This window comes from Mesorhizobium shangrilense (assembly GCF_040537815.1).
Classification (GTDB): Bacteria; Pseudomonadota; Alphaproteobacteria; order Rhizobiales; family Rhizobiaceae; genus Mesorhizobium; species Mesorhizobium shangrilense.
Genome location: NZ_JBEWSZ010000001.1, coordinates 900733 through 921099 on the forward strand (window position 1 = coordinate 900733; position 20367 = coordinate 921099).

15 protein-coding genes are annotated in these 20367 nt (G+C 62.9%); 11 read left to right on the top strand and 4 right to left on the bottom strand.

Annotated features, from left to right (window positions below; genetic code table 11):
* Window positions 1–83: 83 nt before the first annotated feature.
* From ABVQ20_RS04685 to ABVQ20_RS04700, 4 genes are all read right to left on the bottom strand, one after another.
* Complete coding sequence (locus tag ABVQ20_RS04685) at window positions 84–671, bottom strand: sarcosine oxidase subunit gamma (protein WP_354458347.1); 588 nt, start codon at window positions 669–671, stop codon at window positions 84–86.
* Window positions 664–3657, bottom strand: a complete 2994-nt coding sequence (locus ABVQ20_RS04690) for a sarcosine oxidase subunit alpha (protein ID WP_354458348.1) — start codon at window positions 3655–3657, stop codon at window positions 664–666. The genes ABVQ20_RS04685 and ABVQ20_RS04690 overlap by 8 nt, the downstream gene beginning before the upstream one ends.
* Window positions 3654–3950: a sarcosine oxidase subunit delta gene (locus tag ABVQ20_RS04695; RefSeq protein ID WP_354458350.1), complete on the bottom strand. Its 297-nt coding sequence runs from the start codon at window positions 3948–3950 to the stop codon at window positions 3654–3656. Before ABVQ20_RS04695 ends, ABVQ20_RS04690 begins: the two co-directional genes overlap by 4 nt.
* 83 nt (window positions 3951–4033) lie before the next feature.
* Entirely contained in the window at window positions 4034–5293 is a 1260-nt protein-coding gene (locus ABVQ20_RS04700; protein WP_354458352.1) for a sarcosine oxidase subunit beta, read from the bottom strand.
* Between the two features lie 537 nt (window positions 5294–5830).
* Between ABVQ20_RS04700 and ABVQ20_RS04705 the strand changes: the two genes are divergently transcribed.
* The 11 genes from ABVQ20_RS04705 (at window position 5831) to ABVQ20_RS04755 (ending at window position 20360) form a co-directional block, all read left to right on the top strand.
* Window positions 5831–8188: a mechanosensitive ion channel family protein gene (locus tag ABVQ20_RS04705; protein ID WP_354458353.1), complete on the top strand. Its 2358-nt coding sequence runs from the start codon at window positions 5831–5833 to the stop codon at window positions 8186–8188.
* Between the two features lie 167 nt (window positions 8189–8355).
* Window positions 8356–8619, top strand: a complete 264-nt coding sequence (locus ABVQ20_RS04710; RefSeq protein WP_354462125.1) for a hypothetical protein — start codon at window positions 8356–8358, stop codon at window positions 8617–8619.
* Window positions 8620–8826: 207 nt separating this feature from the next.
* A complete protein-coding gene (locus tag ABVQ20_RS04715; protein ID WP_354458355.1) occupies window positions 8827–10260 on the top strand; it encodes a UbiA family prenyltransferase in 1434 nt (477 codons plus the stop codon).
* A 2-nt stretch (window positions 10261–10262) separates the two neighbouring features.
* Complete coding sequence (locus tag ABVQ20_RS04720; protein ID WP_354458356.1) at window positions 10263–11615, top strand: FAD-binding oxidoreductase; 1353 nt, start codon at window positions 10263–10265, stop codon at window positions 11613–11615.
* Between the two features lie 123 nt (window positions 11616–11738).
* Window positions 11739–12179: a DMT family transporter gene (locus tag ABVQ20_RS04725; protein WP_354458358.1), complete on the top strand. Its 441-nt coding sequence runs from the start codon at window positions 11739–11741 to the stop codon at window positions 12177–12179.
* A complete protein-coding gene (locus ABVQ20_RS04730; protein WP_354458359.1) occupies window positions 12176–13183 on the top strand; it encodes an NAD-dependent epimerase/dehydratase family protein in 1008 nt (335 codons plus the stop codon). The genes ABVQ20_RS04725 and ABVQ20_RS04730 overlap by 4 nt, the downstream gene beginning before the upstream one ends.
* 37 nt (window positions 13184–13220) lie before the next feature.
* Entirely contained in the window at window positions 13221–14693 is a 1473-nt protein-coding gene (locus tag ABVQ20_RS04735) for an aspartate aminotransferase family protein (RefSeq protein ID WP_435528323.1), read from the top strand.
* A gap of 23 nt (window positions 14694–14716) precedes the next feature.
* Window positions 14717–15949 carry a hypothetical protein gene (locus ABVQ20_RS04740; protein ID WP_354458360.1) on the top strand — a complete coding sequence of 411 codons (1233 nt, stop codon included), beginning with the start codon at window positions 14717–14719 and terminating at the stop codon, window positions 15947–15949.
* Window positions 15946–16704, top strand: a complete 759-nt coding sequence (locus tag ABVQ20_RS04745; protein WP_354458362.1) for an FkbM family methyltransferase — start codon at window positions 15946–15948, stop codon at window positions 16702–16704. Before ABVQ20_RS04740 ends, ABVQ20_RS04745 begins: the two co-directional genes overlap by 4 nt.
* Before the next feature lie 162 nt (window positions 16705–16866).
* Complete coding sequence (locus tag ABVQ20_RS04750; RefSeq protein ID WP_354458363.1) at window positions 16867–19428, top strand: GcvT family protein; 2562 nt, start codon at window positions 16867–16869, stop codon at window positions 19426–19428.
* A gap of 110 nt (window positions 19429–19538) precedes the next feature.
* Window positions 19539–20360, top strand: coding sequence for a site-2 protease family protein (locus ABVQ20_RS04755; protein WP_354458365.1), 822 nt, complete (start codon window positions 19539–19541; stop codon window positions 20358–20360).
* Window positions 20361–20367 lie beyond the last annotated feature (7 nt).

Consider the following 20367-nt stretch of genomic DNA (forward strand, 5'->3'; position numbering starts at 1 on the left):
GGTTGCGAGATCATGACGAGTGAGAAACCGCCGATGTGACATGGACGGCGATTTTCTTGCACGCCGCCAGGGATGACGCCGCCCTAGACCACCTCGTAGCCGACCTCGTCGGCGGCGTGACACAGCGCTTTCCAGAAGGACCGGGCGAACGAGCGGAAGACATAAATGTCGAACTGGTCGGCGCCGGTGCGCTGGATCTGCGCGAAGACATCGTGATGAACGGTCGAGCGGCCCGCGCCGACGGGGAAAGCCGGCAGCGCGAAGTCGATGGCGAAGAATTTCGCCAGCACCCATTCGGCTTTCGGTCCCGCGATGCGGATGGCGGTGCGGCCGTGCGAAAGATCAGTCACCGTGCCGATGGCTGAAGTCACGACCTTGGCAAAGGCCGCGGCCAGGCCCTCGGCCTCGTCAACCACGGTGAATTTTCCCGGCGCGAAGCCGAACACTGATCTCACCCCATCGGTGCTTCCGCCGCCGGCGCCATCGGGCAAGGCAAGGCCGGTAACCGCGCGGATGCCGGCCATCAGCGTCTTTTCCTCGCCCGGCCATGCGGCGAGTTGCACGATAGAGCCCGGACTCGTTTCGGAGAGAATGACATCGATGCCATTCTCGAAATTGCCGTGCGAGCCGGGGCGCAGTTCCGGCTCCAGCGGGGATTGACGATCAACCATGCATGCGGCTCCCGTCCGGATCAAAGAAGTGGTTGGAGACGATTTCGATTGGCCCGAAGCGATCACGCAGCGGGTCGGAGACGTAGGCGCGCGTGCCATGGCGTGCCTTGCCACCCTCGACCAGCGCCAGCGCGATATGCTTGCCCAGCGCCGGCGAATAACAGCAGGCGGTGATGTGGCCGATGGAACCGTGCGGGTTAGCCTCGTCAAGCTCCTCGACGATATGCGAGCCGCCATTGAGCGGCTTGTTGTCGAGCGAGACCAGGCCGACGAGTTCCAGGCGGTCGGAGGCGATCAGGCCCTCGCGGTCCATCATCGCCGAGCCGATGAACGGCTTCTTCTTCGACAGCATCCAGTCGAGATGCAGGTCGCGCGCCGTGGTGCGGCCGTCGATCTCGGCGCCGGTGACGTGACCCTTCTCGATGCGCATCGTGCCGAGTGCTTCAAGCCCGTAGGTCACCTGCCCGAACGGTTTGCCGGCTTCGAGCAGCGCTTCCCAGACATGGGTGCCGTAGCCGGCGCCGGAATAGACTTCGAAGGCCATTTCACCGGAGAAAGAAAGTCGGCAAATCATCACCGGCACACTGGCGATCTCACCACGCACGATGCCCATGAAGGGCAGGGTGGCGTTGTCGACGGCGGTGCCGGTGACACAAGCGGCGAGGATCTGCCTTGCCTTCGGCCCGCCGATCGCTGCGCCTGCCCACTCGTCGGTCACCGAGGTGACATGGACCTTCAGCTCCGGCCAGATGACATCGAGGAAATACTCCAGATGCTGCATCACCTTGCCTGCATTGGCTGTGGTGGTGGTCATCAGGAAATCCTGTTCGCCCAGCCGCCAAGTGGTGCCGTCGTCGAAGGCAAGTCCGTCCTCGCGCAGCATCAGCCCGTAGCGCGCCTTGCCGACGGCCAGCGTCGAAAACATGTTGGTGTAGACGCGGTCGAGGAATTCCGCCGCGTCCGGACCTTGCACGGCGATCTTGCCGAGTGTCGAGACATCGACAATGCCGGCGCTTTCGCGCGTCGCCTTGGCTTCGCGCACATAGGCCTGCTCGATGGTTTCGCCGGCATGGCCGTAGATCATCGGCCGGTACCAGAGGCCGGCCGAATACATCGTCGCGCCATTGTCGACGTGCCAGTCATGCATCGGCGTCAGCCGTTCTGGCTTCAGGTCGCCAAAACGCTCCGCCGCCAGCGAGCCGATCGATACCGGCGCGAAGGGCGGCCGGAAGCGGGTCGTGCCAACCTCCGGGATCGGCTTGCCCAGCGCCTCGGCCATGATGGCGAGGCCGGGGATGTTGGAGCTCTTGCCCTGGTCCGTCGCCATGCCCAGCGTGGTGTAGCGCTTCAGATGCTCGACTGAGACGAAGCCTTCGCGATGCGCAAGCCGCACGTCCTCGGCTGTCACGTCATGCTGGAAATCGACAAAGCTCTTGCCCTTGGCCCTGATCTCGAACACCGGCGCCGGATCGGGATCGCCCGCTACCGCCTCGACATCGGGTAATGCAAGCGGCGTAGCGGTTCCGCCGGCGGCGGAAATGCCGGCGGCGCGGCCTTCGGCGATTGCCTCGGCCGTTGAAAAGCTGCCGGTGAAGGCGCCGGCGCCGATCCATTTCTGCGTTGGTTTCGGCGGCAGGAAGGCTTGCCGGGCGGCGTTCCATTCGGCCTTGGCGCCGGCCTGGCTGGCCAGATGGATGGTCGGAGACCAGCCTCCGGACATCAGCAGGCAATCGGCGTGGATGCTGCGCGCTTCACCGCTCAGAGCGCCATTGGCCATGTCGAAGCGTTGCACCTTGATGCCGGACAACGCCTTGCTGCCTTCCGTGGCGACCACGGCGTGGCCGGACAGGATCTCGGCCTCGGCTTCGCCGGCCAGGGTGCGCATCGCGCTCGACAGCTCCGGCCGCACGTCGATGATGGCTACGATCGCGGCGCCCGCTTTCTTCAGCGCAAGGGCCGCGCGATAGGCGCTGTCATTGTTGGTGAACAGTGCGATCCTGCTGCCCGGCAGCACGCCGTACTCATTGACGTAGCGCTCGGCGGCATGCGCCAGCATCACGCCCGGGCGATCGTTGCCCGGAAACACCAGTGGCCGCTCGAAGGAACCGGTGGCGAGCACCACCGACCTGGCGCGGATCGCCCAGTAGCGGTGGCGCGGCTCACCCTTGGCGGCCCTCTCCTTGTGGTCGGTGACCCGCTCCAATGCCGCGATCGTGTTGCCGTCATAGTAGCCCCAGACGGTCGTGCGCGGCAGCAGGCGTACATTTTCATAGCCTTCGAGCTGGGCGGCTGCACGCTTTGCCCAATCCGCTGCCGGCATGTCGTCGATCGTCTCGCCCGACCATTTGGCGGAGCCGCCGAACTGTGGATCAAGTTCGGCGAGGATGACGCGCGCGCCCTGATCGGCCGCGGCCCTGGCGGCCATCAGTCCGGCCGGCCCGGAGCCGACCACGAGCACGTCGCAGAACGCATTCATGCGCTCGTAGCGCGCCGCGTCGCCGGCCGAGCCGGCATGGCCGAGGCCGGCGGCGCGGCGGATGAAATGCTCGCAGAACATCCAGAAGCGCGTGCCTTTCAGCGGGCCGACGACCGGCCCCATGAAGGTCTTGTAGTAGAAGCCGGCGGAGAGGATCTTGCCGCCCAGCTGGTTGACGGCGTTGACGTCCCAGGCCAGCGACGGAAAGCGGTTCTGGCTCAGCGCCGTCAGCCCGTCATGGATCTCGACCATGGTGGCCGGGACGTTCGGTTCGCGAACCTCGCCCTTCAGCACGGTGACCAGGGCGTTGGGCTCCTCGACGCCGGCGGTCAGCACGCCGCGCGGGCGGTGGTACTTGAACGAGCGTCCGAACAGCGTGACGCCGTTGGCCAGCAGGGCGGAAGCCAGCGTGTCGCCAGCATGGCCGGTGTAGTGCGCGCCGTCGAACGTGAAACGGATGGTCCGCAGCCGGTCGATCCGGCCGCCGGTATCGGTGCGGCGCGGGCTCATGACTTGCCCTCCGCCTTGCGACGGGAAGTCGAGGCGTGATCGCCGCGCGCGAAGGCAACGCTGGAAATCTCGTGCGTCAGCGTGTTCCTGACAACCTTGAGATGGGAGCGGCAGCCGCCGGAATGCTGCCAGAACTCATTGTGGTCGCCAGCCGGGTTCAGCCGGTCGTAGACATAGGCGTTCCAGGCATCGAGGTTCTGCGAGGCCGGGTTGGGGCGTTCGCGGTTGGCGTCACCCTGGTAGGTGAACTCGATGACGTCGCGGGGGCCGCAATAGGGACAGGTAATCAACATCGGATTCAATCTTCTTGTTTGACCATGATCTGGTCGGAAAACCGGTTTCCACTTTTCCGGATCATGGTCTAATGCAGCCTTGCTTAGTGAAGCCGTGGGTTCGCGCCCTGGCCCTTGTCGTCGATGACGAGGCCGCGGTGGAAGCGGTCGAGCGTGAACGGCGCGTTGAACTCGTGCGGCTGATCCTTGGCGATGGTCCAGGCGAAGCACCAGCCGGAAGCCGGCGTCGCCTTGAAGCCGCCGTAGCACCAGCCGCAGTTGAGATACATGCCGGGCAGGGGGCCGGTGGTGATGATCGGCGAGCCGTCCATCGACATGTCGCAGACGCCGCCCCAGGAGCGCAGCATGCGCACGCGGGCAAGGCCGGGGAACAAGGCCAGCATCTCGCTCATCACCTCGTCGACGACAGGCAAATTGCCGCGCTGGGCGTAGCTGTTATAGCCGTCGATATCGCCGCCATAGACAAGGCCGCCCTTGTCGGACTGCGACATGTAGAAGTGGCCCATGCCGAAGGTCACCACCGTGTCGATGAACGGTTTCAGCGATTCGGTGACGAAGGCCTGGAGCACATGGCTCTCGATCGGCATTGTCTCGACGCCGGCCAACTGCATGACGCGGCCGGTGCTGCCGGCCACGGCGACCGCAACCTTCTTGGCGCGGATATCGCCACGCGAGGTCGTGACGCCGGTGATGCGATCACCATCGCGCAGGAATCCGGTGACCTCGCAGTTCTCGACGATGTCGACGCCGCGACGGTCGGCGCCACGCGCATAGCCCCAGGCCACCGCATCGTGGCGGGCGGTGCCGGCGCGACGCTGCATCAGTCCACCGAGAACCGGGAAACGCGCCGCATCAGACACATCCAGCGCCGGGATCAGGCGCTTGATCTCGGCCGGCGTCATCAATTCGGCATCGACGCCGAGGTGGCGCATGGCATTGCCGCGCCTTGCGTAGTCATCGAACTGGGCCGGCGTGTGCGCGAGGTTGAGACAGCCGCGCTGCGAGAACATGACGTTGTAGTTGAGGTCGTGCGACAGGTTCTCCCACAGCTTCATCGAATGTTCGTAGAAGCGGGTATTGGCGGGCAGCAGATAGTTGGAGCGGACAGCCGTGGTGTTGCGCCCGACATTTCCCGAACCGAGCCAGCCTTTCTCCAGTACCGCGACATTGGTGATGCCGTGTTCCTTGGCCAGATAGTAGGCGGTCGCCAGCCCGTGGCCGCCGCCGCCGATGATGATGACATCATAGGACGCTTTCGGGTCCGGCTTGCGCCAGGCCGGCTTCCAGTCCTTGTTTCCCTTGAGCGCGTTCGCGAGCAGCGAAAAGGCCGAGTACTCTGCCATGTGCATGTTTGTCCGGTTCGGGCGATGCGGCAGACTATACAGCAGGCGGCGGGCGCAAAGCCAATATTGCGCCATCGCTTTTCAACTGGCCGACGCCAGGCCAGACGATCGAACGGGAAACAGGATGGCGGCTGCGACGGCTTGCTCCATGATACAGCCGTCTTTATCAAGGACGGGCTCCTTTTAATGCATTTGCCGCTTGCCGAGTCGCCAAACAAAATCATGCTTTTCCGATTGCTCCGCCTGATTCTGATGCTGACGCTGGCCGTATCGGCTGACCTGTCGTCCAGCGCCTTCGCGCAGGTGGCGGGCCAGGCGCCCGCCGCGCCAGCGGCAGGGCAACCTCCCGCAGCAGTGGGGACCACCCAGCCGCCTGCAGCACCAGCGGCCAACCAGGCTCCAGCTGCGCCGGCAGTCGGTCAGGCGCCTGCAGCGCCAGCGGTCAGTCAACCTTCAGCAACGCCAACAGCCAGTCAGACGCCGGCTGCCCCAGCGGTCAGCCAGTCTCCCATTGGATTGATCGCCGATCAGCAGAAGATGATCCAGGACCTGACGGCGAAGACCGATGGGCTTGAGAAGAAAATTCAAGCGGACGGGGAGGACGATTCCAGCCTCGTCGACATCCGCCTGCAGCTCGAAGAACTGTCTCACCAGTCGCTGAACACCGCGCTTGCCTTCCGTCCGCGCCTTGCCGAGATCAACGCCAGGATCCAGCAACTTGGCCCGGTGCCCGCCGCGGGTCAGCCGGCGGAGCCCGACATCGTGGCCGCCGAACGCCAGGCGCTGACGTCGGAGAAGGCCGAGATCAACGCGGTCATCGCCGCGGCGCAGACCTTGTCGATCCGCATCAGCGGGCTGATCGACAAGATCGGTAACATGCGCAGCGCGCTTTTCCGCAACCTGCTCACCAAACGCTACGTGTTGACCGATGCGCTGAGCCCGCAGGTCTTTTCCGACGCCAATGACGAGTTTTCCAGCTTCTACAAGGCGGTATCGTCATGGTTGACGTTTGCCTTCAAGTTCAAGTTCCAGGCCGTACTGGCGGCGACCTTCGTGGCGCTCGGGCTTGCGCTGGTGCTGCTGGTCGGCGGGCGCCGCCTGTTCGGGCGGGTATTCGAACCCGACCCCACCGTCGAAGACCCGTCCTATCTCAGCCGCTTGTCGGTGGCCTTCTGGTCGACCTTGCTGCCGACGCTCGCGGTTAGCGCCTTCCTTGTCTCGACCATTTTCTTTTTCAATTATTACAACGTCTTGCGCGGCGACATTGGTATCTTCCTGAATGCGCTGGCGGTCGTCATCGCGGTGGTGTTCTGCGTCAACCGCCTTGCCAATGCGGCGCTGTCGCCGCGGTTGCCGAACTGGCGCCTGATCCCAGTCGAAACCGGGCCGGCGCGCTGGCTGGTGCGCTTGAGCACTGCCATGGCCGTGGTCATCAGCGTCAACACCTTCCTTTCGGTGATCAACGACAAGATGGGCTCGCCACTGTCTCTGACCATCGCCCGCAGTTTTGGCGCCACCATCATCGTCGGCGTCATTCTGATCCTGATGGCGCTGCTGAGGCCATTCAAGGCAGCCGATGGAAGCTGGCGCCCCTGGCCGGCATGGCTTCGCTACCTGTCGCTTGCGCTTGGCCTGTTTACCGTCGTGGCGGCCTTGCTCGGCTATATCGGCCTTGCCCTCTTCGTCTCGCTGCAAGTGGTTGTCACAGGCACCGTTCTGGTCACCGCCTATATCGGCTTCCTGTCAGCGCGGGCGATCGGCGAGGAGGGCGCTTTCGCCGACACGTCGGTGGGGCGCTGGCTGTCGGCCAATTCGAGTTACGAGGACACCGCGCTGGATCAGCTCGGCCTCGTGGTCAGCGTCGCCATCAACCTGATGATTGTGCTGGTATTCCTGCCGCTGATCCTGCTGATGTGGGGCTTCCAGCCGGGTGATATCCAGGCCTGGGGCTACAAGCTGGCGACCGGGATCAGCATCGGCTCGGTGACGATCTCCGTTACCGGCATCCTCAGTGGCATCGTCGTCTTTATCATCGGCTATTTCCTGACGCGCTGGTTTCAGGGCTGGCTCGATGGCTCCGTCATGGCGCGCGGCAAGGTCGATACGGGTGTACGAAACTCGATCCGGCTGGCCGTCGGCTATGCTGGTGTGGCGCTTGCAGGGCTCGTCGGTGTATCGGCGGCGGGCATCGACCTGTCCAGCCTGGCACTGGTGGCCGGCGCTCTTTCGCTGGGCATCGGCTTTGGCCTGCAGAATGTCGTGTCCAATTTCGTCTCGGGCCTGATCCTTTTGGCCGAGCGGCCGTTCAAGGTCGGCGACTGGATCGTCGCCGGCGACGTCAGCGGCACTGTCAAGAAGATCAGCGTGCGCGCCACCGAAATAGAGACCTTCCAGCGCCAATCGGTCATTTTGCCCAATTCGAACCTGATCAACAATGCGGTCGGCAACTGGACACACCGCAACAAGCTCGGCCGCGTCGAAGTCAAGGTCGGCGTCGCCTATGGCAGCGACGTCAAGCGGGTCCATGCGATCCTGCTGGAAATTGCACGCGGTCATCCTCTGGTGTTGAAGAATCCGGAACCCTTCGTGCTGTTCTCGAACTTCGGCGCCGCCGCGCTGGAATTCGAGATCCGCGTCTTCCTGGCCGACATCATGAACGGCAGCTCCGTGCAAAACGATATTCGCTTTGCCGTTCTCGATGCTTTCGACAACGAGCACATCGAAATCCCCTCGACGCCACGCGCCGTCGTCGAGGTCAAGAAGCATGCGGCATGGCCAATCGACGACGACAAGATCGAGGTCGATTTCGCCGAACAGCAGCTGGCAAAGGCCGAAGCCGATGCCGAAAAGCGGCGCCTCGCCAAATCGCGCCGCAAGAAGCCCGACCCCAGTTAGATGTTTCGGGGCGATTGAACCTGAGCCTTTCGAAGTCACGCGCATGAATTGCGGCATGAATGCGGCATTCAGTTGCGGTTCAGCTTCCATCTCATATAAGTTCGCATGCAAAGGGCGAAAATGCCTTGCGAAATGCAACAGAGGCGGTGGGAACACCGGTATTGCACATGTGGAAGTCTCTCGTCGCTGCCGTTGCCTTGCTCGCCGCGGGCGGTTCTTCCTATGCCGCCAGCGCGGTCAACAAGGACGCGCAGACCCGCACGCTTGTCGTAACCGAAGGCGGCAGCAAGTCCGATCTGGCGTTGGCCGCCGGCGAAACCGTGGAGTTCTGCTCCAGCGGCTGTTTCGTCACCTTGCCCAATGGCGACCTTGAGGCCCTTACAGGTTCGGAGACCATCGAGATTTCGGGTGGCGTCGCCCGCATCAAGTAGTCTCGACCGCATGGGTTGTGGAAGGCCGGGCGTTTGCCCGGCCTTTTATTGTTTGTGGTCATAGCTGCTTAACGATGGCGGGGGAAATACCGGTCTTAGGACGCAACCGGGCCGACAACTTTAACGTTCAGTGCGCCGATCCTCGCTATATCCGGAACAAGACGCCCAACCACGGCGCATGGCGGATCTAGCAGGGCAGGACGGGACATGGACGCGCGATCGGACAGGAACGCAATTCCGCTTGCGGTCGATCTCGACGGCACGCTGATCGCGACCGACCTCTTGTGGGAAGGGCTGTTCATCCTTCTCAAGAAGAATCCGCTCTACATCTTCCTCGTGCCCTTCTGGGCTGCCGGCGGCCCAGCGCGCCTGAAGCAGGCTATTGCCCAGCGCATAGACATAAATCCGGCCTCGTTGCCCTACCGCGACGTGCTGCTTGAGCGCCTTCGCGCCGAGCATGCCGAAGGCCGCAAGATCGTGCTGGCGACAGGCACGCCACGCAAATTCGCCGAGGCCATCGCAAACCATCTGGGCATTTTCGACCGGGTGCTGGCGACCGACGGCCTCGACAATCTGACCGCTGGCAAGAAGCGCACCTCGCTTGTTGAGGCCTATGGCGATGGCGGGTTCGACTATGCCGGCAACAGCCGGCACGACCTCAAGGTCTTCGATGCCGCCCGCACCGCGATTGTCGTGGCGCCGGACCGCCACGCCGCGCGCTGGCAGGCCGCGAATAGCGCCGAGATGGTGCCGGCGCCAAAGCCGACATTCCGGACCATCGTCAAGATGCTGCGCGTGCATCAGTGGTTGAAGAACTCGCTGATCGCGGTGCCGATGGTGCTGGCGCACCAGTATTTCAGCCCCAACATGATCTGGGAATGCATGCTGGCGTTCATCTCGTTCAGCGCGGTGGCGTCGGCCATCTACATCCTCAATGATTTTTTCGATCTCGAACTCGACCGCAAACACGCCACCAAGCGCAACCGGCCGTTCGCCAGCGGCGCTCTTTCGATACCGTTCGGGATCGGCGCGATAGTGGTGCTGCTGGCGATCGGCGTCGGCACCAGCCTCGCACTGTCCATCGACTTCCTCGCCGTGCTCGGCGGCTACATCGTGGTCACGACCGCCTACTCGCTGTCGTTCAAGCGCATGTTGCTGGTCGACGTGCTGACGCTGGCGGGGCTCTACTCGATCCGTGTCCTGGCGGGCGCAGCGGCAACGGGGGTCGCCGTGTCGTTCTGGCTGCTGGCATTCTCCATCTTCTTCTTCCTGTCGCTGGCGCTGGTGAAGCGCTACGTCGAATTGCGCACCACCGCCATTCCCGCGGGCGAGCGCATTGCCGGCCGTGGCTATCGCACCGAAGACCAGGAGATCGTCGCGCAGGCGGGCATGGCCTCGGCTTTTTCGTCCGCGCTGGTGCTGGCGCTCTACATGGACAGCGTCGCGGTCCGCGAACTTTACCCGCACCCCTGGCTGATCTGGCCATTGGCGCCGATCGTGCTCTATCTGACCATGCGCGTCTGGATCCTCGCGCGTCGCGACGAGATGCATGACGACCCGGTGGTGTTCATCATCCGCGATTGGCGCAGCCAGATCGTGGTGTTCATCGGCGCCGTGCTACTGGTCATCGGGGGCTGGTAGGCATGGCCGAGCGTTACCAAAGCTTCGGCCTCGCCACGTCACCGGCAGCACGCGCAATCACCGCCGATGACGGCGTAGCGATGCTGAAGGCCCGGGAGGCGAAGAAGGACGGCCTGCTCGCCTATGGCAATGGCCGCTCCTACGGCGATTCTTGCCAGAACGCGGCTGGCGCGGTCGTCGACATGCGCTCGCTGAACCGCATCCGCGCCTTCAATGCCGAAACCGGCGTCATCGAGGCCGAGGCCGGGGTTCTCCTGTCCGACATCATCGCGCATGCGGCACCTTATGGCTTCTTTCCAGCTGTTGTCCCGGGCACGCAGTTCGTCACGCTTGGCGGCGCCATCGCCAACGACGTTCACGGCAAGAACCACCACCGGCGCGGCACGTTTGGCTGTCACGTCGAATCGTTCCTGCTGCTGCGTTCGGACGGCCGAACATATCGCTGCTCGGCCACCGACAATGCGCGCCTGTTCCGCGCGACGATCGGCGGCATGGGCCTGACCGGCCTGATCCTCTCGGCCTCGGTCCGCCTGATGCGGGTGCCTTCGCTCGACATCGTCGAGAAGGCGACACCATTTCGCGATCTCGGTGAATTCTTCGGCCTTGCCGAGGCCGCCGACCAGGCCAATGAATATGCCGTCGCCTGGATCGACCAGCTTGCCGGCGGCCGCAGCAGCGGGCGCGGCCTGTTGTTCACTGGCAATCATGCCGAGCATGGCTCGCACGTGGCCTCGCACGCAACTGGGGCATTGTCGGTACCGGTCCAGCCGCCGTTCAATGTACTCAACCGGCCGTTCCTCACCGCTTTCAATGCTGCGTACCGGTGGAAGAAAGGCCGGTCTTCAGCGCCATGCCATGTCGGCTACCAGGGTTTCTTCTTTCCGCTCGACGGGGTCCGCGACTGGAACCGGCTTTATGGACCGAAAGGGTTGTTCCAGCACCAGAGCGTCGTGCCTGAAGACACAGCGCGCCAGGTCGTGCCGGCACTGCTCGCCGCGGCACGAGAGGCCGGGCAGGGCTCGTTCCTGACCGTGCTGAAACGCTTCGGCTCGATCCGTTCGCCGGCGCTGCTGTCGTTTCCCCGACCAGGGTTCACGCTGACGCTCGACTTCCCCAACCGGGGCGCATCAACGCTTGCTTTGCTGTCGGAACTCGACCGCATCACCGTGGAAGGTGGCGGCGCGGTCAATCCGTACAAGGATGCCCGCATGGGCGCCGAGATATTCACCGCATCCTTTCCAGACTGGCAACGCCTGGAAGCGCTGCGCGATCCCGCCTTCATGTCGAGCTTCTGGGCGCGGACGGCGAAAAAAGAGCTCGATGGGCGGCGCGCCACCGCCGAGGCTGCGGAATAGATAAAATTCGGCTTAGATTTGGTTAGTGCATTGCTAACTCAATGGTTCATTAAAAATGTTCTTGTTATTTCACGAAATGTTTGCGGGTTTGCAGTATGACGGTGAAGGGATGAGTGGGAAAATATGAAATACATTGTCTTCATTCTTTTTACGGTCATGACCAACGCCGCCGCGCAGGTGATGCTCAAGCAGGGCATGATGTCGCTCGGGCCGATTTCCTTCGAGGGCGTCAACCCCATCGTGAAGCTGTTGCAGATCGTGTTCAACCCTTGGGTTTTCCTCGGGCTCTGCACTTTCGTCATCTCGATGGCATCGCATCTTTATGTGCTGTCCAAGGTCGAGCTCTCTTTCGCCTATCCGTTCCTCAGCCTTGCCTATGTCGCCGTCGCCATCGTCGCCTATTTCGTCTTCCGCGAGGACCTCAACGCCTGGCGCATCGCCGGCATCGCTTTCATCTGCGTTGGCACGGTGCTGATCGCCCAGAGCGGCCGCGACCTGAGCGGCCATGGCCAGGAAACGGCTTCTCTTTCGTCCGACAAGATTCACAGCGAGATCATTCGATGAGACATGTGATTTTCGGCGGCGACGGTTTCGTCGGCCGCCATCTGGCTCCCAAACTGCTGGCCGACGGCGAGGACGTGGTCGTCGCCGATATCGTCAAGAGCGACCTGCCGCATTACCGCAACGTCCGCTTCGTTCAGTGCGACGTCACCGATCCGGCCGCGGTCGCCTCGGTCGGACTGAAGGCCGACGACATGGTCTATAACCTGTCGGCAAAAATGCTGTCGCCGATCCAGGTGCGCGCCAAGCGGCACGACTTCTTCTTTCCTGTCAATTTCCGCGGCACCGAGCATATCATGCAGGCCATGGACAGAGCCGGTGCATCGAAACTCGTCCACTATACGACCGACATGATCTACGGTCATACAGTGACGCAGCCGATGACCGAGGAGCACCCGGTCGCGCCGCTCGGCGAATATGGCTGGTCGAAGCAGAAGACCGAGGAACTGGCCGCCGAATGGCGCAAGCGCGGCATGTCGATCTCGCTGTTTCGTCCGCGCCTCATCATCGGGCCCGGTCGGCTCGGCATCCTCGAAAAACTGTTCAAGCTGATCGACTGGAGTCTTCCCGTGCCGATGATCGGTTCGGGCAGGAACCCCTACCAGTTCATCTCGGTGTTCGACTGCGCCGAGGCCGCGCGCGCCGCCTGGAAGGCGGGAGTCCCCAACGAGGCCTATAATCTCGGTTCGCTCAATCCGCCGCCGGTGAAGAAATTGCTGGGAGACCTGATCAAGCATGCTGGTTCGAAGTCGATCCTGATCCCGACTCCGGGCTGGGCGGTCAAGCGGACGCTCGACCTGCTCGATCTCATGAACATGCCGATCATGGATCCGGAACAATATCTGATCGCCGACGAGGAATGCGTGCTCGACGTGTCCAAGGCCGGGCGCCAGCTTGGCTGGGTGCCGCAATATCGCGACGAGGACATGCTGATCGCCGCCTACAGCGAATACCGCGCCAAGAAGGCCGGTCACGCTGTCGCCGCCAAACACGTACCCGCCGAATAATGGGACGGCCGAATACAGGCCAATTGGAGATTTTGAAATGACCGTCATGGCCAAACCCGATCACACAAGCGCACGCACCATCGTCAGCGCGCCGTCGCTGTCACCCGCCACCATCGCAAAGCCTGACCTGATCAGCGTCGAGCAGGCGAAGGCGATGGATGTCGCTGCGATGACCGACCTGTTCAAGGCGCATCTCAACCCCGGCCAGCTGCATTTCATGAAGCTGCTCGGCTTTCACAAGATCAAGATCGAGCGCGCCGAGGGGATGTTCTACATCGACCAGAACGGCCGCAAGATCCTCGACTTCTTCGGCGGCTTCGGATCGCTGGCCTTCGGCCACAACCACCCGCGTATCCTCGAAGCGCGGAAAAAATTCCAAGAAGAAAAGCGCCAGGAAATCGCCATCGCCTTCATGTCGCAATATGCGGCTGCATTGGCGCACAACCTCGCGAAGTGCTCGCCCGGCGATCTCGACATGGTGTTCCTCGGCTCGTCAGGCTCGGAAGCCATGGAAGCCGCGGTGAAGCTCGCCGAGCGTGCCGCCGGCCCGAAGCGGCCGAAAATCGTCTATGCCGAGAATTCCTTCCACGGCAAGACCAAGGGCGTGCTGGGCATCACCGACGGCCAGCTCTACCGCGCTGATTTCAAGATGGCCGACAATACAGTCCGCATTCCCTTCGCCGACATCGGCGCGGTCGAGCGCCTGTTTCGCTCTGACCCGGAGATCGGCGTCATCGTGCTCGAAACCATCCAGGGCGGCGGTGGCATCATCCAGGCGCCGGCGGAATATTGGCAGGACCTGCGCGCGCTGTGCGACCAGTATGGCGTGCTGTGGGTGGCCGACGAGGTCCAGTGCGGCTATGGCCGCTCGGGCCGCTTCTATGCCTTCGAGCACTATGGCGTCGTGCCAGACGTGACCGCGCTGGCCAAGTCGCTCGGCGGCGGCAAGGCGGCGGTCGGCGCGATGATCGCCCGCCGCGAGGTCTACATGAAGGCTTACGGCACGCCGAAGACGGCGATGATCCACGCCATGGCGACCTTTGGTGGCATGGGCGAGGCCTGCGTCACCTCGATCGAAGCGCTCAACGTGCTCTATGACGAGGGGCTGATCGACAACGCCGCCGTCACCGGCGACTACCTGCTGCAGCGCCTGCGGGCGCTCAAGGAGAAGTATCCGAAGATTATCAAGGATGTTCGCGGCAAGGGCTTTATGGTCGGGCTGGAGTTCCACGACTTCTCGCAGACCTTGCCGATGGTGCTGCGGCCCATCGTCAGCGTGCTCGACGACAAGCTGAAGGGCTCGCTGTCCGGCTTCGTCGGAGCGCTGCTGCTGCGCGATTACGACGTGCTCGTCGCCTTCACCGAATACAACCGTAACGTCATCCGTCTCGAACCGCCACTGATCTGCCAGCGCGAACATGTCGATCGTTTCGTCGATGCCTTCGACAGCCTGTTGTCGCGCGGCATCGTGGCGATCGTGAAGGATTTCGTCAAAAGCCAAGTCCGTTAAGGCCGAGTACGCTGAGCAAGACCATGCTGACCAAGCCTCCCGCTCCCAGGAATCCACTCGACCGGCTCACCGGTGCCGGCCTGGCGTGGGGCGAGGGGACCTATGCGCGGCTGGCCGCCCCGATCGGTGCGGCGGCCTTCGCGCTCTACATTCTCTTGACGGCATTCACGGCGTGGGTTCTGCCCGACGCCAACTGGGACATGCTGCCCTATCTCGCCGTCGCCGAGGAGGGCACCTATCCCGATGTGCAGGCCTTGCATGATTACGCCTACAGTACCGTCAAGGCCGGTGTTTCGGCTGGCGACTATGCGGCGCTGACCGACGATGGCGGCGGCTACCGCAGTCATATGACGGCGAATGCCGCCGATTTCCATTCGCTGCTCGGCATGTACCGGGTCAAATTCCTCTATGCCGAGATCCTGTCGACGCTGAGCTCGGTGATGTCGCCGGTCGAGGCGATGCGGATTGTCTCGGTGTTCTCCGTACTGCTGTTCGGCGCGATCACGCTTCTCTGGTTGCGCTCCGAGGGCGCGCTGGCGCTGGCGCCGGTCGTTGGCGCTGTGCTGATCATGGCCGAATTCGGCGATGCGGCGCGGGCCTCGACGCCGGATCTGCTGTGCTCGGCACTGTTTCTCGGTGGACTCTATGCCTATGTCCGCGGTCGCGAGGTGGCGACGGCGATCCTGCTTTTCCTCGCCTTCATGGCGCGGCCGGACAACATTGTCTTTCTTGCGATTTTCGCCGTTCTGCTCATTGCGTACCGGCAGAAGGCTTGGGGCGCGCTGGCCGGCTTTGCCGCCTCCTTCGTGGCCTATTTCGCCATCTCGCACTGGGCGCATCATCCGGGCTGGTGGCCGCATCTGTGGTTCTCCAGCATCGAGCAGCACTACAATATGGATGACTTCCACCCGGCATTCTCGGCCACCGCCTATCTCAGGGCCTTTGCCACCGCTGCGCTGCGTGCCGTCAGCATGAACAGCTGGGTTGGTGTGTTAGTGCTGGCGCTGGCGGGATGGTACGCGGCCAGCCGCGCGGGCTTTCGGCTCGACCGCCGCGCCGGCATTTTGTTCGCGGCGCTGGTGCTCGGTGTGCTGGCCAAGTTCACCGTTTTTCCGATCCACGACACGCGCATCTATTTTCCGAACCTGATCCCGCCCTTCCTGCTGCTGGTCGGTCCCCTGATGGCGCTGTGGTCATCCCTGGGGCACGGCGAACGCCGCGTTGGCTTGCACGTCATTCCCGGAGACAAGCAATGAGTTCCGTTTCCAGCCTGGCGCGCATTGCCCTGTCGCTCGGTCTCCCGAAGGGGATCATCGATCGCGGCCCGTCGCTGCGCGGTACGAAATTCTTGGCAAGGGCAGCGTTGAAGGCGCGGCTCAGTGGGGGAGGGCAGCCGTTCCAGATGGTCAATGTCGGCGCCTGCGATGGCGCGCTGTTCGACGATGTGACGCCATGGCTGCATCGCATAAAGGGCGCCCGCGCTATGCTGGTCGAGCCCATCCCCTACAATCAGAAGCGGCTGCGCGCCAACTATCCCGACACGAGCCGGTTCATTATCGAGCCGGTGGCCGTGACCAGGACAAAAGGAACGATCACCGTCCACACCTTCGATGCCGCCGCGCTCGAGGCGGGCACGTTGCCGATCGAGTTCATCGGCTGCTCGTCGGTCACCGACACCAACCTGATGTCGGGCAAGAATGCATGGGGCGAGGAAGACGCCAACTTCAACAAGTTCGCGCCGCATCTGAAGGACATCGAAGTGCCTTCGGAGACATTGCAGACGCTGCTCGACCGCAACGGCATCAACCACATCGACGCCTTCCTGGTGGATTGCGAAGGTGCCGACTGGATCGTCTTCGAACAGCTCGACTTGAAACGCTACCGTCCGGGCATGATCAAGGTCGAGGTCGGCGCGCTGCCGGCTGCCGAGATCGGTCAGGTCGTGGTCGAGCTCAAGACCGCCGGCTACCAGGTCGGCTTCCAGGCCGAGGACATCTGGGCCTTTGCCTAGGTCCGATATCTGTTCCCGGCAGAAGGGGGCGGTCGAAGTGCTGACTATGGGCCATTCCTCCATCTGGTCGCTCGGCTTTTTGCCAATGTCGCAAACAGGCTTCAATCGCCCCACCGCTCCGCCCTATAGTCCGCCCGCAAAACCGCTTTGGAGTCGTGGGCAATGGCAGGGTTTCCGGAAAAGGCGAAGGTCGTCATCATCGGCCTGGGTGGTATCGTCGGCGCATCGATCGCCCACCACCTGATCGAGCGCGGCTGGGATGACATCGTCGGCATCGACAAATCGGGCATCCCGACCGACATCGGCTCGACCGCGCATGCCTCCGACTTCTGCTACACGACCAGCCATGATTTCCTGTCCTGCTGGACGACGCTCTATTCCATCGATTTCTACGAGAAGATGGGCCATTACGCCCGCGTGGGCGGCCTCGAAGTCGCTCGCGTCGGTGACGACGGCCGCATGGATGAGATCAAGCGCAAGATCGCCTCGGCGAAGGCTTTTGGCACGCGCGCACGGCTGATCGAACCGGCCGAGATCAAGGAAAAGTTTCCACTGATCGAGGAGCATCTTGTACAAGGCGGCCTCTGGGATCCCGATGCCGGTCTGGTCATCCCGCGCTCGCAAACTGTCGCGGGCAAGCTGGTCGACCAGGCGGAAGCTTCGGGCAAGCTCAAATCCTTCGCCAACACGCCGGCCAGGTCGCTGATCGTCAAGGATGGCCGCATCACCGGCGTCGTGACCGATCGCGGCACCATCGAGGCCGACTATGTCATCGTCTGCGCCGGCATCTGGGGTCGGCTGATCGCGGAAATGGTCGGCGAGGATCTGCCGGTCATGCCGATCGACCATCCGCTGACCTTCTTCGGGCCGTACAATGAGTTCGCGGGAACGGGCAAGGAGATCGGCTGGCCGCTGCTGCGTGACCAGGGCAATTCGGCCTATATGCGCGACACCGGCGACCCCAAGACCGCCGAGGGCGGACAGATCGAATGGGGTTACTACGAAGAGACCAATCCCCGCCTTTGCCATCCGCGCGATCTCCTGGAAAAGCATGAAGCGCGGCTTTCGCCTTCGCAGCGCGACCTCGACATGGAGCAGATCCTGGCGCCGCTCGAGCGCGCCATGGAACTGACGCCGATCCTGGGCGAACTCGGCTACAATGAAAGCCATTCCTTCAATGGCCTGCTGCAGGTGACGGCCGATGGCGGCCCGTCCATGGGCGAAAGCCAGAAGGTCAGGGGCCTGTGGTATGCCGTCGCCATCTGGGTCAAGGACGGCCCCGGCATGGGCAAGCTGATCGCCGACTGGATGACGGACGGCCGCACCTCGATCGACCATCACGCCATCGACTATGCACGCTTCTATCCGCACCAGACCAAGGAGCAGTTCATCTGGGATCGCTGCACCGAGACCGCGATGAAGGTCTACAATCCGGCGGTGCATCCGCGCGAGCCGTTCTCCAAGGGTCGCAACATCCGCCGCTCGCCGTTCTGGGAGCGCGAGAAGGAACTCGGCGGCTACTTCATGGAACTCGGCGGCTGGGAGCGTGCCCACGGCTACGCCGCCAACGAGCATCTGCTGGAGAAATACGGCAACCGCGTCCCGGTGCGCGAGAACGAGTGGGACAACCGCCATTTCTGGCGGGTGTCCAATGCCGAACACCTCGCCATGAGCGAGGATTGCGGCATCGTCAACCTGTCGCATTTCTCGATGTACGACGTCGAAGGCCCTGACCATGTCGCGTTGCTGGAATGGCTCTGCGCGGCCAAGATCGGTGGCGACAACAACATCGGCAAGGGCATCTACACCCACTTCCTCGACGAGGAAGGCATGGTGCGCGCCGACTTCACCGTCATCCGCATGGCCGACCGCTGTCGCGTGATCGACGGTGCCGACGCCGGCCCACGCGACTTCCGCTACATGCAGCGCACCGCGCAGGACAAAGGTTTTGACGTCACCATCACCGATGTGACGGAAAAATACGTCACCATCGGCATCTGGGGTCCGAATGCCCGCACCACCTTGCAGAAGGTGGTTGAGAATCCGGATGGGCTGTCGCTGGAAAACTTCCCGTTCGCGGCGATCAAGCCAGTCAAGATCGGCGGCAAGGATGTCACCGCTTTCCGCATCTCCTATGTCGGTGAGCAGGGCTGGGAATTGCATATGCGCTACGAGGACGGCCTCGCCGTCTGGGATGCGCTGCGCTCGACCGGCGTGATGCCGTTCGGCGTCGAGACCTATGCCAACACGCGCCGCATGGAAAAGAGCCTGCGCCTGCAGAACGCCGACCTCCTGACCGAGTACAATCTGCTGGAAGCCGATCTTGCCCGCCCGAAGGTCAAGGAGAACGATTTCTGCGGTAAGGCGAAGCACGTGGAGTACCGCGCCCGCGAGCACCAGCCGGCCATGCTGTGCACGCTGGTGATGACCGACAATATCGATGCGAAGGGTGTTGCCCGTTATCCCGTTGGCATCATGCCGGTTATGGACCCCAAGACCGGCGAAACGCTGGTCGATGAACTCGGGCGCCGGTCGTTCACGACCTCGATGGCCTATGGCCCCACCATCGGCAAGAACATCGGTCTCGCTTATCTGCCGTGGGCCTATGCCCACGAAGGCCGCAAGCTCACGATCGAGTATTTCGGCGAGACATATCCGGTCGAAGTGGCCGCTGTCGGCTACAAGCCGCTCTACGACCCGGAGAACCTCAAGCCGCGCAGCTGATTGCGGGACGAAACAACGCAAATGATCGCCAAACCCCGGCCGTCGGCCGGGGTTTGGTCTTTTTACCCTGATGATTCTCGCTTACGGTCGCGCCGGGCGGAGTAGGGCATTTGCGACGGTTCGGCTGGGACAAGAAGAACAATGCTTTTGTGTTCAGCATGAACGGAAATGTTCCCGTTCATGTCAGCTGGACCTTTGCCGTTCCGATTATCCTGCCGTTTCTGCATGAATGGCCGGCGCGACCGACGAGCGCCCTGATCCATACTGCCATCTTTGCCGCTCTTTTCTTCATGTCGGTGCTTCTGCATGAGCTTGCCCATGTCCGGGCAGCGAGTCGGAAGGGTATCGGCACCGACAGGATAGAGCTCTATCTCTTTGGCGGGCTTGCCTGGTTCAAGCGGGGCGCAACCTCGGCGCGTGGCTGGGCATGGATCGCATTCGCGGGCCCTTTGACAAATATCGTCTTGGCGGCGGGTTTCGCTGCTTCCTACTATCTGATCGCAGGGCCATCTTTGCCTGTCGAGCGGGATAGTCTCTTCAATTCGCCGCCTCCACAGCCGGTTATGCTGCTGCAGTGGGCGCTCTGGGTCGGCGCGTTGCTGAACGTAGCGCTGGCCGTCCTCAATCTTTTGCCGGCCTACCCCCTCGATGGCGGGACGATCGCGCGACATTTGCTCACACAGCACTTCGGCGCCAGCAGAGCCGCGCGGATCGTCGGTTTCTGCGGTGTCGTGCTCTCGATCTTGCGTTTTGCAATTATTTTGCCCGCCGTGATCGCTGGGGTCCTGTTGTGGATTCCGCCGTCCTTCAACCCGAACTGGCGGATGTTTCTCGGCGCCGGCAGGAAAAAGTCTGATCCGCCGCGCCCCGTGGCCGAACCCGAAGATGAGGTGGAATGGCGCGGCAAGGGTGGTTGGCCCATCAACAGGTAGTTGCGGG